The 15,664-nt window shown below is 61.1% G+C and carries 12 protein-coding genes and 1 tRNA gene; 4 read left to right on the top strand and 9 right to left on the bottom strand.

The annotated features are described in order from the left end of the window. Positions 1 to 122: 122 nt before the first annotated feature. The 5 genes from HA399_RS05740 to HA399_RS05720 all read right to left on the bottom strand — a co-directional run bounded on the left by HA399_RS05740 (position 123) and on the right by HA399_RS05720 (position 6,098). The gene (locus HA399_RS05740) at positions 123 to 1,007 is read right to left on the bottom strand and encodes a carbohydrate ABC transporter permease (RefSeq protein ID WP_043334580.1); all 885 of its coding nucleotides are present in this window, start codon (positions 1,005 to 1,007) and stop codon (positions 123 to 125) included. Positions 1,008 to 1,038: 31 nt separating this feature from the next. After that, a complete protein-coding gene (locus HA399_RS05735; RefSeq protein WP_043334545.1) occupies positions 1,039 to 1,926 on the bottom strand; it encodes a carbohydrate ABC transporter permease in 888 nt (295 codons plus the stop codon). A 233-nt stretch (positions 1,927 to 2,159) separates the two neighbouring features. Then, positions 2,160 to 3,503 (bottom strand): sugar ABC transporter substrate-binding protein, encoded by a 1,344-nt coding sequence (locus tag HA399_RS05730; protein WP_107335189.1) that lies wholly within the window; start codon positions 3,501 to 3,503, stop codon positions 2,160 to 2,162. A gap of 863 nt (positions 3,504 to 4,366) precedes the next feature. After that, entirely contained in the window at positions 4,367 to 5,323 is a 957-nt protein-coding gene (locus HA399_RS05725; RefSeq protein WP_043334551.1) for a sugar-binding transcriptional regulator, read from the bottom strand. 181 nt (positions 5,324 to 5,504) lie between these two features. Continuing rightward, complete coding sequence (locus HA399_RS05720) at positions 5,505 to 6,098, bottom strand: Yip1 family protein (protein WP_082388794.1); 594 nt, start codon at positions 6,096 to 6,098, stop codon at positions 5,505 to 5,507. Positions 6,099 to 6,420: 322 nt separating this feature from the next. Here HA399_RS05720 and dctP point away from each other — a divergent pair, with 322 nt between their 5' ends. Both dctP and HA399_RS05710 read left to right on the top strand, forming a co-directional pair. Continuing rightward, positions 6,421 to 7,434: a TRAP transporter substrate-binding protein DctP gene (gene dctP, locus HA399_RS05715; protein WP_404326370.1), complete on the top strand. Its 1,014-nt coding sequence runs from the start codon at positions 6,421 to 6,423 to the stop codon at positions 7,432 to 7,434. A 168-nt stretch (positions 7,435 to 7,602) separates the two neighbouring features. Continuing rightward, a complete protein-coding gene (locus HA399_RS05710) occupies positions 7,603 to 8,601 on the top strand; it encodes a TRAP transporter substrate-binding protein (protein ID WP_404326368.1) in 999 nt (332 codons plus the stop codon). A gap of 108 nt (positions 8,602 to 8,709) precedes the next feature. Here HA399_RS05710 and HA399_RS05705 read toward each other — a convergent pair whose 3' ends face one another. Next, positions 8,710 to 9,348, bottom strand: a complete 639-nt coding sequence (locus HA399_RS05705) for a LysE family translocator (RefSeq protein ID WP_404326366.1) — start codon at positions 9,346 to 9,348, stop codon at positions 8,710 to 8,712. 841 nt (positions 9,349 to 10,189) lie between these two features. Here HA399_RS05705 and HA399_RS05700 point away from each other — a divergent pair. Next, entirely contained in the window at positions 10,190 to 11,029 is an 840-nt protein-coding gene (locus HA399_RS05700; RefSeq protein WP_404326364.1) for a hypothetical protein, read from the top strand. 29 nt (positions 11,030 to 11,058) lie between these two features. Here the strand turns inward: HA399_RS05700 and HA399_RS05695 are convergent. Both HA399_RS05695 and HA399_RS05690 read right to left on the bottom strand, forming a co-directional pair. After that, a tRNA-Gly gene (locus HA399_RS05695) sits at positions 11,059 to 11,132 on the bottom strand. A 158-nt stretch (positions 11,133 to 11,290) separates the two neighbouring features. Continuing rightward, a complete protein-coding gene (locus tag HA399_RS05690) occupies positions 11,291 to 12,331 on the bottom strand; it encodes an adenosine deaminase (protein WP_404326362.1) in 1,041 nt (346 codons plus the stop codon). Positions 12,332 to 12,640: 309 nt separating this feature from the next. Between HA399_RS05690 and HA399_RS05685 the strand changes: the two genes are divergently transcribed. Continuing rightward, positions 12,641 to 13,708, top strand: a complete 1,068-nt coding sequence (locus tag HA399_RS05685; RefSeq protein ID WP_404326360.1) for a Bug family tripartite tricarboxylate transporter substrate binding protein — start codon at positions 12,641 to 12,643, stop codon at positions 13,706 to 13,708. Positions 13,709 to 13,828: 120 nt separating this feature from the next. Here the strand turns inward: HA399_RS05685 and HA399_RS05680 are convergent, their stop codons facing one another. Beyond that, complete coding sequence (locus HA399_RS05680) at positions 13,829 to 15,487, bottom strand: MFS transporter (protein WP_404326359.1); 1,659 nt, start codon at positions 15,485 to 15,487, stop codon at positions 13,829 to 13,831. Positions 15,488 to 15,664 lie beyond the last annotated feature (177 nt).

Below are 15,664 nucleotides of genomic sequence, written 5' to 3'. Positions count from 1 at the left end.
ATGCGTGTGGCTCTCGGCCGCCTGCGCTGATCCGCTATCAGTCAATGTTCATCAGCCAATGTGGCGCAGGCGGCGTACCTCTCTGTGGCTTATGCGTCTTGCGTGTCTCTGGCTGGCGCGGATTACTTGACGGCGCCGAAGGTCAGGCCGCGTACCATCTGCTTCTGGGTCATCCAGCCGAAGATCAGGATCGGCGCGATGGCGAGCGTGGAAGCCGCGGACAGCTTGGCCCAGAACAGCCCCTCAGGACTGGAGAAGGACGCGATGTAGGCGGTCAGCGGTGCGGCGTTGGAGGTGGTCAGGTTCAGGCTCCAGAACGCCTCGTTCCAGCTCAGGATCACGCACAGCAGACCGGTGGAAGCGATGCCCGGCAGGGTCAGCGGCAGCAGCAGGTGGAAGATCTCCTGCAGGGTGCTGGCGCCATCCATGCGACCGGCTTCGAGGATGTCCTTGGGAATGTCCTTGAAGAAGGTGTAGAGCATCCAGACCACGATCGGCAGGTTCATCAGCATGTAGATGATGATCAGGCCGGTACGGCTATCCAGCAGTCCCAGATCGCGGAAGATCAGGTAGACCGGCAGCAGCACGCCAACGGACGGCAGCATCTTGGTCGACAGCATCCACAGCAGAGTCCCCTGGGTACGCTTTGTGGGCAGGAAGGCCATCGAGTAGGCGGATGGAATCGCGATCAGCAGCGCCAGCAACGTTGCCCCTAGCGAGATCACCACACTGTTGAGGGCGTACTTGAAGTAGTCCGCACGTGCCTGGATCTCGATATAGCCCTCGACGCTGGGCGTGAAGAACAGGCTCGGCGGCGTGGCGATCGCCTCGGCCTCGGTCTTGAAGCTGGTGAGGATCATCCAGAAGATCGGGAAGAACATCACCAGCGCGATGGTCCAGGCCACCAGGGTCAGGACAAGCTTCTTGTTGATCACGCTGCGGCGCGCGCGACTGGCGCTGACGGCAGCGCTGGCGGCGGCCACGGAATTGGAAGTTGAAGTCGACATCATTGAGTCTCCCTGTGCTGAGCGCTTGTCATCAGTTCTCGAGATTCTTGGCGACGGTACGCACCAGGAAGAAGGCCACGATATTGGCCAGGATGATGGCGATCACGCCACCGGCGGAGGCACCACCCACATCGAAGTCCAGCAGGGCGCGGATGTAGATCAGGTACGCCAGGTTGGTCGAGGCAAGCCCCGGACCACCGGAGGTGGTGACGAAGATCTCGGCGAAGATGGTCAGCAGGAAGATCATCTCGATCATCACCACCACGCTGATGGCACGCTTGAGGTGCGGCAGGGTGATGTAGAAGAAGATCGCCACCGGCCCTGCCCCGTCCATGCGCGCCGCCTCGACCTGGTCGTCATCGAGTGACTGGATGGCGGTCAGCAGGATCAACACCGCGAACGGCAGCCACTGCCAGGTGACGATGATCACGATGGAGGTCAGCGGCAGGCTGGCGAACCAGTCGATGGCCGGCAGACCGAACAGCCCGGCGACCCAGGCGAGAATGCCGTTGACCGGATGCATCATCATGTTCTTCCACACCAGGGCACTCACGGTGGGCATGATGAAGAACGGCGCGATCACGAACAGACGCGCGACGCCGCGGCCGAAGAATTCCTGCTGCAGCAATACCGCCAGCAGCGTGCCGCCGACCACGGTGGCGACCAGCACCCAGCCCACCAGCAGCAAGGTGTTGCCCATGGCGGTCCACAGGGACGGGTCGGTCAGCAGGTAGTAATAGTTGTCGACGCCGGCAAAGCCGGACACCGACGGCATCATCAGGTTGTAACGCTGGAAGGAGAACCACAGGGTCATGACCAGTGGTACCAGCATCCACATCAACAACAGGCTTACGGCTGGGGCTTGCAGCGACAGGGTCCGCAATCCCCCGACGGTGCGTCCGGATGCTCTCGTGCGCATGGTGAGTCCTTCGATACGGTGAGGAAGTCGGGCAATGCGGTGGGCTTCAGGCCGAGGCTCCCCGTGCCACGCCGCGAGGGCGTTGCAGGAGTCTCGAGAGGAAGGGGGTACCGCGGGTGCCGGACGGGGCTCCCGCCGTGCTTCGAGTCAATTACGATTGAGGCTCTAGGCAAGACGGGAGGCCGTTGCAACGTTCAGATCAGATCGGTTGGGATCAGACCGGCTGGATCAGATCAGTAACCCGACTGGCGCATGGTGCGCTCGGTGGAACGCTGGGCGGAGGACAGTGCCTGCTCGACCGACATCTGGCCGGCCAGCGCCGCGGCGATCATCTGACCCACCTGGGTACCGATGGACTGGAATTCCGGGATGGTCACCATCTGCACGCCGACATAGGGCACCGGCTCCAGGGTCGGATCGGTCGGGTCGGCACTGGTGATGGCGTCCATCACGAAGCCGGCGAAGGGTGCGGCGTCCTTGTAGGACTGGTTCTCGTAGGTGGAGACACGGGTGCCCGGCGGGATGCTGGCCCAGCCTTCACGCTCGCCGACCAGGTTCACGTATTCCTGGGAAGTGGCCCAGGTGATGAAGGTCTGGGCGGCATCCTTGGACTTGGAGGATTCCGGAATCGCCAGCGCCCAGGACCACAGCCAATGCGAGCCCTTCTCCGTCTTGGCGATCGGTGCCGGCGCGAAGCCCAGCTTGTCGGCCACGGAAGATTCCTTCGGGTTGTAGAGCTTGCCGGCCGCCGAGGTAGCATCGACCCACATGCCGCACTTGCCGCTGGAGAACAGTGCCAGGTTCTCGTTGAAGCCGTTGGAAGTCGCGCCCGGCGGGCCGTACTTGCCCATCATGTCGACGTAGAAGTTGATGGCCTCGCTCCAGGCCGGGGAATCCAGCTGCGGTTCCCACTCTTCATTGAACCAGCGACCGCCGAAGCTGTTGACCATGGTGCCCAGCACCGCCATGTTCTCGCCCCAGCCCGGCTTGCCGCGCAGGCAGATGCCGTAGACGCCTTCATCCGCGGAGTTGAGCTTGGCGGCCCAGTCGTTGACCTGGCTCCAGGTCGGCTGCTCCGGCATCTCGATACCGGCCTGCTCGAAGAGGTCCTTGCGGTAGTAGAGCATGGAGCTTTCGCCATAGAACGGCAGCGCGTAGAGACCCTTCTTCTCGCCTTCGGTCACGCTCAGACCATCACGCACCGGCTTGATCAGGTCGTCGACCTGATAGTCCTCCGGCAGGTTGTCGAGCTTGGTCAGCCAGCCATGCTTGGCCCAGATAGGCACTTCATAGGTGCCGATGGTCATGACGTCGAACTGGCCACCCTGGGTCGCCACATCGGTGGTCAGACGCTGACGCAGCACGTTCTCTTCCAGTACCACCCAGTCGAGGGTGATGTCCGGATGCGCCTTCTCGAATTCGCTGGTCAGGCTCTGCATGACCACCATGTCGGCGTTGTTGACGGTCGCGACGGTGATGGTCTCAGCGCTGACCTGAGCGCTGAGCGGCGCCAGGGCAGCGACACTGGCGAGCGAGAGCAGATGACGGCGGGACTTGGTGATGTGAGGTAGGCGCATGAGGGCACTCCATCGGGGCGTTATTGGCATTGTTCTTTTCGAGGGCAGCGGCGCCTTGGGCACCGATACCTTCCCATCAACCGGCTTGGTGAACGGATATCCTGGCGAGACATCGCGACGCAAACACGCTCGATCAAAACGTCATTCAGTGAACAAATGATCGGATCAGACCCGTGAAAAAGCAAACCCTGAAGCGCTATACCTTGGGCTATACAACCTTGGGATCTGATCCTTTGGGTGTAGGCCACAAGGCGGCATGGCCACTGAGCTTGCGTGCAATTCAGCATAGACAGATATTAGCGTTAAACGAAACAACGCAGACCACGATTGCCGCCCCGATTATTTATCATTGTGGCGAACAAACGCGTTCGATTGTCAGACAGTAGAAGGCAGCGTTCGCCCTAAAAATCGTGGCTCCGACGCGAGGATGGGAGAACGAAGAGAAAATAAAGAGAGAACAAAGAGCGAACCAAGGGAGGGAAAAGAGAGAGCAAAGGGCAAGAAAAAACGCAGGTATCGCGAGGAAATAGCAAAGGAATGGCGAAGGAGTGACAGAGCAATAGCGCCGGGAAGGTAACGGAAGCGCCTGGGCATCGCGCGGGCATCGCGCGGGCATCGCGCGGGCAACGACAATGCTGAACCCTGATCACGATAACGACACCAAGAACGACACCAAGAACGACACCAGGAGCAAGGCCTGGGGCCATACGCCCCGCCCTGCTCCCGATGACTCGCTCGGCGCCTTGTACGGCGTCTTGTGCGGACTGTATCCACAGGAGCCAGTCGTCAAGCGCAAGCCATCAGCAGAAAACATCAGGCTGCAGACAGCTCGATGAAGCCATACGAAGACGGCAGTTCTCTGCTCACTCCTTGAGGGCCGCGCAGACCCGCTGGGCAGCCACCTCATCGATGATCAGCCCCTGCAGCCAACCACCGCGCAACGCACTCAGGATGGCCGGCACCTTGTCGTGCCCGCCCGCCAGCCCGATCAGCGGCTGCGCCTTGAGCGAGGTCAGCGGCACACTGGTGATGCGCTGCGCCAGCGGGCAATCGATCAGCCGGCCATGGGTGTCCAGCGGCCAGCCCATCAACTCGCCCACGGCACCGACTTCCATCAGCTCATCGCGCTCGGCGGCGCTGATGAACTGATCCTGGAACAGCGTCGCCTGGGCATCGAGGCGCCCGATGCCGATCATGCCCACATCGGCCTCACAGGCGACCTTGAACACCGCCTTGACCAGATTCTGCCCCTGCAGCGACTCCTTCTCCTCGATGCTGGCCGCCACCACGGGCGCGGGCAGCAGGAAGCGATCAGCGCCGATCTTGTCCGCCAGCAGCATCACGCCGTCATAGCGGTTGGAGGAGCCATCCAGCGCCACATTGCCGACCAGTGACACGATGCGATGCTGGGGGCGCTCGCTGCGACTCAGCGCTTCCACCGCCGCGCGCACCGCACGCCCGGTGCTCAGCGAGATGGTCTGCGGCTGCTGGCGACCGAGATAGAACGCCAGGCGCTCGGCACCCGCCACCGCCAGATACTCCGCGATGCTCTCCGGTGACTGGGTGTCAGAGGGCACCACATCGCAGAAGCTCAGCCCGAAGTGCTCCACCAGCGTATCCGACAGCGCCATGCTGCTGGCCACGGGATGATCGATGGAGATCTTGACCAGCCGCTCCTGGCGCGCCAACGACAGCAGGCGCTGCACGCCGGGGCGCGACACCCCCAGCTGCACCGCGATGTCGTCCTGGGTCCGTCCACCGACATATGACAACCATGCAGCCCGCGCAGCCTGCTCCAGTCGCTGTTCAAACTTGTCCATGCGCTTTCTTCCACACTGTCGATTGAGTCCAACACTTTCCACGCCGCCGCCACCGAGCACAAGTGCCACGCGCCAACCCGCGCACGAAACGACAACGCCCCGCCGATGAAGGCGAGGCGTTGCAGAGGCGCTTTTCGCGCGCCGAGGCATCAGCTGACTGACGCCGGGGCGCCGCGATGGACTACATGAACCAGCGTGCGCCATACCCCCACAGCAGCACGGTGACCGCCAGCAGGCCCTCGAGAACCAGCACCCCGATCCCCAGTGTCGACCCGGTGACGAGGAAGCCTTCCTTGTTGGAGATGTCGAGCAGTGGCGGAATGCCCAGATACAGCAGGTATGCGCTGTAACACAGGCCAATGGTGCCCGCGAGGATACACACCCAGATGACGGGATAGAGCGCGACCAGCCCCGCGAGGAACATCGGCGTGGCGACATAGCCCGCGAAGATGATGCAACGCCGGCGGCTGGGGTGCCCCGAGAAGCGCTGCGAGAGCATGTGAATGACAGTGCCCATGAAGCCGATCGCTGTCAGTATGGCGATATAGAACGCGATACCGGCGAAGAAGGCATCCAGTGGCTCCAGAAGAATGGCGTGGCCTTCCGTCAGGCTCCAACCGAACTGCGTGGTCCCGATATAGGCACAGATGACAGGCACCAGCGCCATGAGCAGCACATGATGTGCGTAGAGGTGGGTGATGGATTCGTGTTCCTTGCGGATGGTCTGCCATTCCCGTTGCGGATGCGCCATCAAGCCCCATACGTGGGTCAGCATGTGGTCTACCTCCCGTTGACAGTCGTCGACAATCCGGCCATGCGGTCCCGGCGCGGAGTTCGTGTCAGGGCAGTTGCACAGCCATGATTTGAGCGTAGACCACATTGCGCCAACTGGCAGTTCAACGCCCGTTGCCCTTCCCGAATCGTGCCGGTGCAGGCGTGAAACAGGCCAACGAGGGAAGCGTTGATCGAGACAGCGACAGCACGCCCTGCACTTTTGAGGGATACTTGATTTACCCCCTATGGATGGATGACGACGAATGCCAATCGGACAGCGTAGCGGCATGAAGGCAGTGCTTGTCATGCAGGGAGTGCTCGACATGAAGAGAATGTTCGGCATCAAGAGAACGCTCGGCGTGAGCCTGGCAGTGGGCCTTGCAACCCTGGGCACGCCCGCCCAGGCGGAGCCTGTCGAGCTGACCATGAGCCGCGAATACGGCCCCCAGACCATGATGGGCCAGCGCGCCCAGCAGTTCGTCGATCAGGTGGCATCGCTCAGCGAGGGCGAGCTCGCGATCACCTTCGGAGAAGGCCCGCTGAGTCGGCTGCGCTCGGTGAATCACCTCGAGGCCATCAACGCCGGCATCATCCAACTGGCCGATTCGCACAGCGGCGCGCTGGCCGCCGAGATGCCGCTGTTCGGCCTCAGCTCGCTGCCGACCCTGGTCGATGACCCGCATCAGGCGCGCGAGCTCTACCGTCTGGCGCGCCCCAGCTATGAAGCGCTGCTGGAAGAGCATGACCAGATTCTGCTCTACGCCCTGCCCTGGCCGCCCAGCGGGCTGTGGTCGCGCAAGCCGATCACCACACGCGATGACCTCCGGGGCGTGCCCGTGCGGGCCTACGACCGCAATACCCAACGAGTACTGCTCAACCTTGGCGCCATCGCCACCGTGCTCGGCTGGGAGCCGATGCAGCAGCAACTGGCCGAAGGCCGTATCGAGGCGGTGATGACCTCGGCCCTGGGCGGCCTGACGGCTGAGCTCAACCGCACGCTGGACCACTACACTGCGCTGCAATACGCCATGCCGCTCAATATCGTTCACATGAGCCGGTCACGCTTCGAGGCGCTCGACGACACCCAGCGCGAGGCCCTTCTCAGCGCCGCGACCGAGATTGAAGACACCAGCTGGAACGCCATCGCCAGCGTCCTGGAGCAGACCCATGCCCAGCTGGAAGAGGCCGGCGTGACGGTCAGCAATCCGCTCTCGCCCAAACTCAAGCGCTCACTGGCACGCGCCAGTGTCAGCGTGATCGAAAGCTGGCGCAGCAAGGTTGCCCTCGAGGAAAGCGAACTGCTGGATCGCTATCTCGCACAACGCGATACCCTGTGAGTCAGGCACGCGCCCGTGCCACAGACCTTGGCCATGACGGCCACCCCACGCGGCAACCTCTCCCGACAGCGCAGGGAAAATGCGCGACGTCACGATTCAGCTGAGCATAAACGCAGGCATGCACTACCCTAGCGGGCAAAGGTCAATGACAAAAAGAAAGGATTCCCCATGACGCCTTCTTCACGTATTTCCACCCTGTTGTCCGCTGGCCTGGCAGCGGCAGGCCTGATCGGCGCACTCGGCGCGCACGCCCAGACGACCCTCAGCATGAGCAGCGACTACGAGCCCGACACGATGATGGGCCAACGCGCTGCCGAATTCAGCCAGCAGGTCGCCAGCCAGTCCGAAGGTGACCTGACGCTGACGCTGCGCTCGGACATTCGCTCCGCCAGTCACCTGCAGGCCACCGCCGGCGGTGTCATCGACATCGCCGCGACACTCAGTGGCGCGCTCGCCGAGGAAGCCCCCTTCTTCGGTATCTCCTCGCTGCCGGCGATCGCCTACGACCTCGATGAAGCTCACCGCCTTTACGTGGTCGCGAAGCCGCGCTACGAGGAACTGCTCGCCGAGTACAACCAGATCCTGCTGTATGCCCTGCCGTGGACGCCCAGCGGCCTGTGGTCGAAAACGCCCATCGCTGACGGTGGTGACTTGGAGGACATGCCGATCCGCACCTATGACCGCAATACGCAGCGTGTGCTGCTCAACCTGGGCGCGGCGCCTCAGGTCATGAGCTGGGGAGAGCTCAAACCCCTGCTGCCCGGTGGCAGCATCCACGGCGCGCTGACCTCCGCGATGGGCGGTGTCAGTGCGGAGCTCTACCGCTACATGCCCCACTTCACCACGCTCAACTACGCGATGCCGCTCAATATCATCCACATGAATCGCGATAGCTTCGACGACCTGACAGAGGCGCAGCAGCAAGTGTTGATCGATGCCGCGCATGCCGCCGAGTCTGCCGGCTGGACGGCCACCCACAGCGTGCTGGACGAGGCCTACGCCATCCTGCAGGAGAACGGCGCGAAGCTGATCACGCCGGCCCCGCCTGAGCTGCAGGATGCCCTCGAGGAGGCCAGCCAGCATGTGGTGGAAAGCTGGAACCAGAAGGTCTCCAATAAAGATCGCGAACTGCTGAGCAGGTATCTCGAATCACGTCCTGAGCGCTGAGCCCGAAAGCACTGATGATCGTCAGGCTCCAGACACGACAACGGCACCCTCGGGTGCCGTTGTCGTCTTCGTGCGCTTCACGTCTTGTGCAATAGAGCGGGGCTCTGCTCAACGATGCGACGCCGCCAGTCCCGCGCCGGCCACGACGAACAGACTGCCCGTGGTGCGATTGAACAGCCGCACGCGCCGGTGGCTATCAAACCAGCGGCTGATGCTGGAACCCGCATGGGCGTAGGTGCTCATCGTCAGCAGGTCCACCACCAACCAGGTCAGCGCCAGTACCACGAACTGGGGCAGCTGCGGCTGGGCCATGTCGATGAAGTTGGGAAACAGCGCGCCGAAGAACAGCAGGTCCTTGGGGTTGCTGATCCCGATACCGAAGCCCTTGCGGCACAGTTGCCAACGCGTGGCTCGGGCGCGCATCTGCCCGTCTTCCCCCACGGCGTCGAACACCACCGGCTGGGATGGCGCCCGCCAGGCCTGAATGCCCAGATAGATGAGATAGAGCGCCCCGACGATCTTCAGCACTAGAAACCCTGTCTCGGACGCCGCCAATGCCGCGCCGAGGCCCAGCGACGACAAGGCCATCAACACCAGTGACGCCGCCGCCCCGCCCGCCACCGTCGCGAACGAGCGGCGTCGACCGTGGCGCAGACCATGATCCATACACAGCAACGCAAACGGTCCGGGAAAGGTGATCAAGGCGATGATGACGCTGACATATGCCAGCCAGACGGTGAGTTCCACTGGGTTTCCTTGTCGTTCAACGAGTGACGAACTGCTGAAAGGTGACCTGCCAATATCGCGGCTCTCCGCCACGTCAGCAACACTTTTTGCTCCGATCGGTTCGGCAAGACAGCCGCTCCCCTCCTTGAGCATGTTGTTGCTGCCGATAACCATTTCTGCGGGAGAGCACCTACAGCTCCAACATGAGAGTTGGTAACGACATCTCATATTCGAGCATTTCCAATCAACGTGAAGCAATTCTCACCATTAAGGTATAAGACACAATGCCAAGCGGGGCCTAAGTGCTGGGATCGGTTAATGCGGGAAGGTGCCATCGTAGCTTTGTTGAAGAAAGGCCAAGTGAAACTGTGCTGCTAAACGATCTGAAGAATAATCTAGATCATAATGCAGGCTAATTATCCAATCTAACTCTACTCTAGACTCGACAAGACATGTCCGCATGGGGCACTGGTTAATACTGTCGAAACCCTGACAGATGCACAACCTCACCCTATAGCTAAAATTGATGAACTTAAGGGATCACTTGAGCAGATGAGTAGTGTAGCCACTTCTGTGACTAACAATTCCATGACCAGGAGAGAAAAACTATAAAATCGTAAGACTAGAAAGCTATTGATCGGGTGACGGGAATCGCTACTTACTACGAAATCACTTATTAGATCAATAGGTTACGAAATTTAAGCAGGCATTTGTAGCTGGTACTATAGCTATTCGCGTAGCCAACGACTGAGAGAAATTGTACATTGTTTATTCGAGGGGCTGCATAGGCTTTCCGGCCGCCACCCAGTGCTTCATAATTTCACAACTTTTTCTCGAACCCTTTAAACTTGGTAGCTTTTCTATGGCAGAGAAATATCGACTTCAATCAATAAAAGGCGATCATAAAGAACACGGCGTTTACAACAGTAATGCATGGCGGAAGGAAGCAGAAATACATTATGAATCTTCTTGTGAGTTGCGAGAGATCGCACGTAAAATAAAAGACGAGATTTCTTGTTTTCGAGAGGAAGGCGGGACGCTGGATCATAATATTCAGAAAAGAATAATGAGGATCCGTTATGTTTCGAAGTCCAGTCTTCTACTTATTGGCTACGCCTTGGAGATGGTGTTGAAATCTGGAGTTGTTAGCCTTTTTAAAGATGTTCCTAGAAAGCATGTCTCAGAAGTATTAAAATCAAAATTTAGTCATAAATTGATTGAAGTGGCAAAGTTTGTAGAGCTTCCGCTTGATGAGAACGAGTGGAATTTGTTAAAAAAAATGAGTGATCTTGTAGTGGCTGACGCCCGTTATCCGATTGAGCCGAATGATGACAAATCCTTTAACCGGTATTCTAACAAACTAAGCAATACTATATTTGATGAAAATTTTTACCAGCGTGCCATAGATCTATATCATAAGGCGTGGTCTCATACTGAAAGGATTCGTGGGACTGAAGAAGCTCCTGTTTCGTCTGGGGCATTGCAGATTGATAAGGATGGGATAGTCGCATATCGATTTGGTGGCGGTGTGTCTAATAGGATATTGATTTGCTACAGCAGTATTCAGAGACAAGAAGGTGAAAATAACTCACTGAAGCTGTGGAGGTTGTTGGAGAGTTGTGTGGAGCATAACTTGACGCTGAAGGTGATTTTAAATCAAGGCATTGATGATGTTTTTGTTTTCGAGCTTAACGGTAAATAAATTAGAAAATCATGAGATTAGTGAAACTATGGAGCGGGTGAAGGGAATCGAACCCTCGTCTTAAGCTTGGGAAGCTTCTGCTCTACCATTGAGCTACACCCGCAGGGCGGTGCATTGCGCACGCCAGAACTGCATTGTACTCAACGACTTAGCGCGGTCAAGCAACATCTGATGGAGCGGTTGCCGCAGGCGGCGTCCTGCTGGCGATGTTGGTGGCCAAGCCGTTGATTGCATTCAGTATTCAAGCGCCGGTGATAATTCTCAGGCTGCGCAGCTATCGAGTTGTGCCAGCAGCACGCCACGGCGGGCGTCACTCATGCCGAGACCTTCGCCGCGCTGCGGGAAGGCGGCGTCGATGGCGTTGCGACACAGGGTGAGCCACTGCACCTCGCTGAGATTCAGCGCTTGCTGCACGGCGATGAAGTTGTCGAGCATGCCGCCGCCGAAATAGGCCGGGTCATCCGAGTTGAGGGTGATATTGAGGCCCGCCTCGATCAGCTTCGGCAGCGGGTGATCTTCCATGCGCTCCACCACCTTGAGCGCGACATTGGACAACGGACACACCGTCAGCGGGATACGCCGCTCGGCCAGCTGTGCGACCAGGGCGGCATCTTCCAGACAGCGCACACCGTGGTCGATACGCTCCACCCCCAGCACCTCAAGCGCCGTGCGGATGTACTCTGCCGGGCCTTCCTCACCTGCGTGCGCGACACGATGCCAGCCGCGCTCCCCCGCAAGCTGGAAGACCTCGGTGAACTTCTCCGGCGGATTGCCGATCTCGGCGCTGTCCAGGCCGACACCCACGAAGCGCGATTCAAAGGGAATCAGCGCGTCGAACAGCTCACGCGCAGACGCCGCGGAATGACAGCGCAGGAAGCTCGGCACCAGCGCCGAGGTGATATCGAATTCCTTCACCGCCTCACGACAGGCGCGCTCCAGCCCCGCGAACTGGGTTTCCAGACTCACGCCACGCGCCAGATGCGCCTGCGGATCGAAGAACAGCTCCAGATGCTTGACGCCATCGGCGCTCGCACGGCGGAAGTAGTCCTGCGCCAGACGGTAGAAGTGCGACTCGTCATTCAGGACGCCCATGCCCTGGTAATAGAGCGCGAGGAAGGCAGGCAGGTCCGCGAAGTCATAGGCTGCCTCGACCTCCTCCAGGGTGGTGTAGGGCAATTCGATGCCCTGCTCCGCCGCCAGCTCGAACATCAAGGCCGGCGTCAGCGAGCCTTCGATGTGCAGGTGCAGCTCCACCTTGGGCAGGCGGGCGAGAAAGTCGTGCATGCGCGGGGTAAGGGTCATGGCCCGTCTCCTCAATGAAAGGCGGCGGCTGGAAGATCGCGGAGCGCTCACCACAGCCTGATGGCGCAATTCTAGCAATCCCGAGACCACCTTGAGGAGTGACGGCGCGGGAAATGCGATTTCTCTACTCACTGCCCGCCTGCCGTGCCTTTTCGCGACTCGCCGAAATAGGCTATTTTCGTTCATTCGCACTCTCGCAAGCTCACCACAACAGTCATGAGCGTGCGACAGCCAGCAACGCCCAGCCCCATGCCGCGCTGACTGACATAACCATAACGATCGACGCTGAACACCAAGGACACGAATGCCATGCACGCCATATCCCCTGCCCGCCATCCCTTCTCACGCAGAAAGCAATCTCGACAGCGCACTGTCGCCCTGCCCGCTGCCCTGCTGCTCAGCCTTGGCCTGCTGGCGCCCTTGAGCGCCAACGCCGCCCAAGAGGAGCAGAACGAACAGACCGACTTCGCCCCGCAGGGCAAGACGGAGTGCATCGCGCCCGCCAAGCCCGGCGGTGGCTGGGATTTCACCTGTCGCAGCGTGGCCCGCCTGCTGGATGAGCAGAACCTCATCCCTGCCGGCATGCAGACCCTCAACGTGCCCGGCGCCAGCGGTGGCGTCGCCTTCGCGCATGTGAAGTCCAAGCGCCACGCCGATGAGCAGGTCATCGTCGCCGCCTCGAGCGCGACCACCACCCGCCTGGGCCAGCATGCCTATCAGGACGGCAAGGTCGACGACGTGCGCTGGCTGATGACTCTCGGCGCCGACTACGGCGTGATTGCCGTGGCCGAGGACTCGCCCTACCAATCGCTGAACGAGCTGCTGGCCGCCATGCAGACAGACCCCAAGGCGGTGCGCTTCGCCGGTGGCGATGTCGCGGGCGGCTTCGATCACCTCAAGGTGCTGATGGCGGCGCGTGAGGCGGGCATCGACAATCTGCGCGCCCTACCGTACCTCGCCTACGACTCCGGCTCCGTTGCCATCACCCAGGTGATGGGCGGCCACCTGGAGGCCTTCACCGGCGACATGACCGAGGCCCGCGGCTTCGTCGAATCCGGCCACCTGCGCCTGCTGGCAGTGTTCAGTGAAGAGCGTCTGCCCGGCCAGTACAGCGACATTCCCACCGCGCGTGAGCAGGGGATCGATGTGGTCGCCCCCAACTGGCGCGGCTTCTACCTGCCGGGTGGCGCATCGGATGCCGCCTTCGACTGGTGGGAGCAGACCCTCAACCGCATGGCCGAGACGCCCGAGTGGCAGCAGGTGATGCAGGACAACGGCCTGATGCCGTTCCACAAGTCCGGCAAGGCGCTGGATCGCTTCATCACCCAGCAGGTCAGCGATGTCGAGCAGATGTCGCAGGAGCTGGGCCTGCAGTGATCAACTGAAGCCCTGAGCGCCGCGCTCGCCCGGCAAACGCTCAAGGCTGCCGAAAGCAAGACGCCGCCCCATTGCCCGGGGCGGCGGCTTTTGGCGACTGACTGGCTTGCCCCAGCGACCTCAGGGCATGGAGGGCCACGGCCCCTTGGGCGGCTGATGTTCGGAGTCAAACTGATAGGGCGATTGCGGGTCGCTCTCTTCGTGCGGCTCAGAAGCTGTCTCTGACTCTGTCTGTGACCGAGGCTCTGTTTCCGTTGCCGGCGCTGCTTCTGTCTCAGTTGTCAGCTCCGCTCCCGGCAACAGCTCGGACAACCGCTCCGTCTCGAACGCGATTTCCGTGTCAGCATCAGCCTCGAGCAGCGGCTCTGCCACGTACTCGTGGTCCGGCTCCACCAGTTCCGCCTCCTCCAGCGGTGCGACGTTGGCCTCGAACGCCTCATCCAGCGCCTCTTCCAACGCCTCCTCGAAGGCTTCTTCCAGCGCGACCTCGAAGGCCTCTTCCTGCGCCGCCGCCTCGGCAGCCTCGGCGGCCAGCTGCTCATCCTCGGCGTGTTCATGTGCCCATTCCACCGCCACCTCGACCGCCATCGGTGACGCCGTCGGCAGGATGTTGAGGTAACTGTCGGTCTCCTCGACCGGCACCATCTCGCGCTGGGTGATCTGATAGAGCGCATACAGCGAGATGGCCACGAAGGTGGTCGCCAGCACCAGCCAGAAGGCGTAGGGGTCCATCACCTCCATCGCGCCACCTGCCGCCAGCGGCCCGACGATGGCGCCCAGCCCGAAGGCGAATACCAGCCCGCCGGAGGCGCCCGGCATCTCCTCGGCCGTCAGCGAATCATTGGTGAAGGCCAACAGCAGCGCGTACAGAGGTGTGGTCACGCCCCCGGCAAAGAAGGCCGAGGCGATCAACGGCCACAGCGCATCGCCCGCCATCCAGCCGAACAGACATGAGCCTGCCCCGGCGGCGGACAGGCCGCAGATGAGCACGCGGCGGTCCATGCGGTCCGACAGCCAGCCGATCGGGGTCTGCAACACCAGCGCGCCGGCGAACAGCATGGCGATGAACAGAGCGATATGTGAGCCCGACAGGCCCACCTGGGTGCCGAAGACCGCGCCCATCCCCGACTGGGTCGCATAGACACTGCCGAGCAGGAAGATGCCGATGGCGCCCAGCGGTGACGCCTTGAACAGTTTCGCGAACGACATGGCCCGCGACACCTCGACCACCGGGGCCACGGCCGCCGACAGCAGAATCGGCCCGAAGGAGATCGACACCAGGATGGAGGCACAGATGAACAGCACCGAGGTCGCGGCGTCGCCCAGCGTCAACAGGCCCTGCGCGCCGATGATGCCCAGTGTCTGCGCCATCATGTAGGCCGACAGCACCTTGCCGCGCGTCTCGTTGCTGGCGGCCGCATTCAGCCAGCTTTCCGCCGTGACATAGATGCCCGACATGCAGAAGCCAATCAGCAGGCGCAGCAGCGTCCAGGCCCAGGGCTCGGTCAGCAGTGGCAAGGCGATCAAGGCCGCCGAGATGAAGCTGCCGAGTGCCGCGAACACCCGCACATGCCCGACCCGCTGGATCAGCACCGGCGTATAGCGCGCACCGGAGAGAAAGCCCACGAAGTAGCCCGAGGTGACGATCGCCAGCTCCGCCGAGGAGAAACCCTCGATGCCGCCACGCAGACCGATCAGCGTGAAGTGCATGCCATTGCCGAGCATGATCAGCACGATACCCAGCAACAACGCCCACACACTGCCCAACACCTTGGCCATGAGTCTTCTCCCCTCCCCTGTCCCCTTGCACGATTGACGCTGGCACCTGGTCAGCACGCAGTCTGGCCACCGGCTACACGCTAGACCAAAGCCCAAGGACCACGCTTCTGCTGCAACGCCGCATAACGTTTCAAACACGACAAGCCAGCCAGGGCACCCGTGAACGCACAGCTCACG

This window comes from Cobetia sp. UIB-001 (genome assembly GCF_044789135.1).
Classification (GTDB): Bacteria; Pseudomonadota; Gammaproteobacteria; order Pseudomonadales; family Halomonadaceae; genus Cobetia; species Cobetia amphilecti.
The sequence above is the reverse complement of the archived record's forward strand: the minus strand, read 5'-3'. Positions and strand labels throughout refer to the sequence as shown.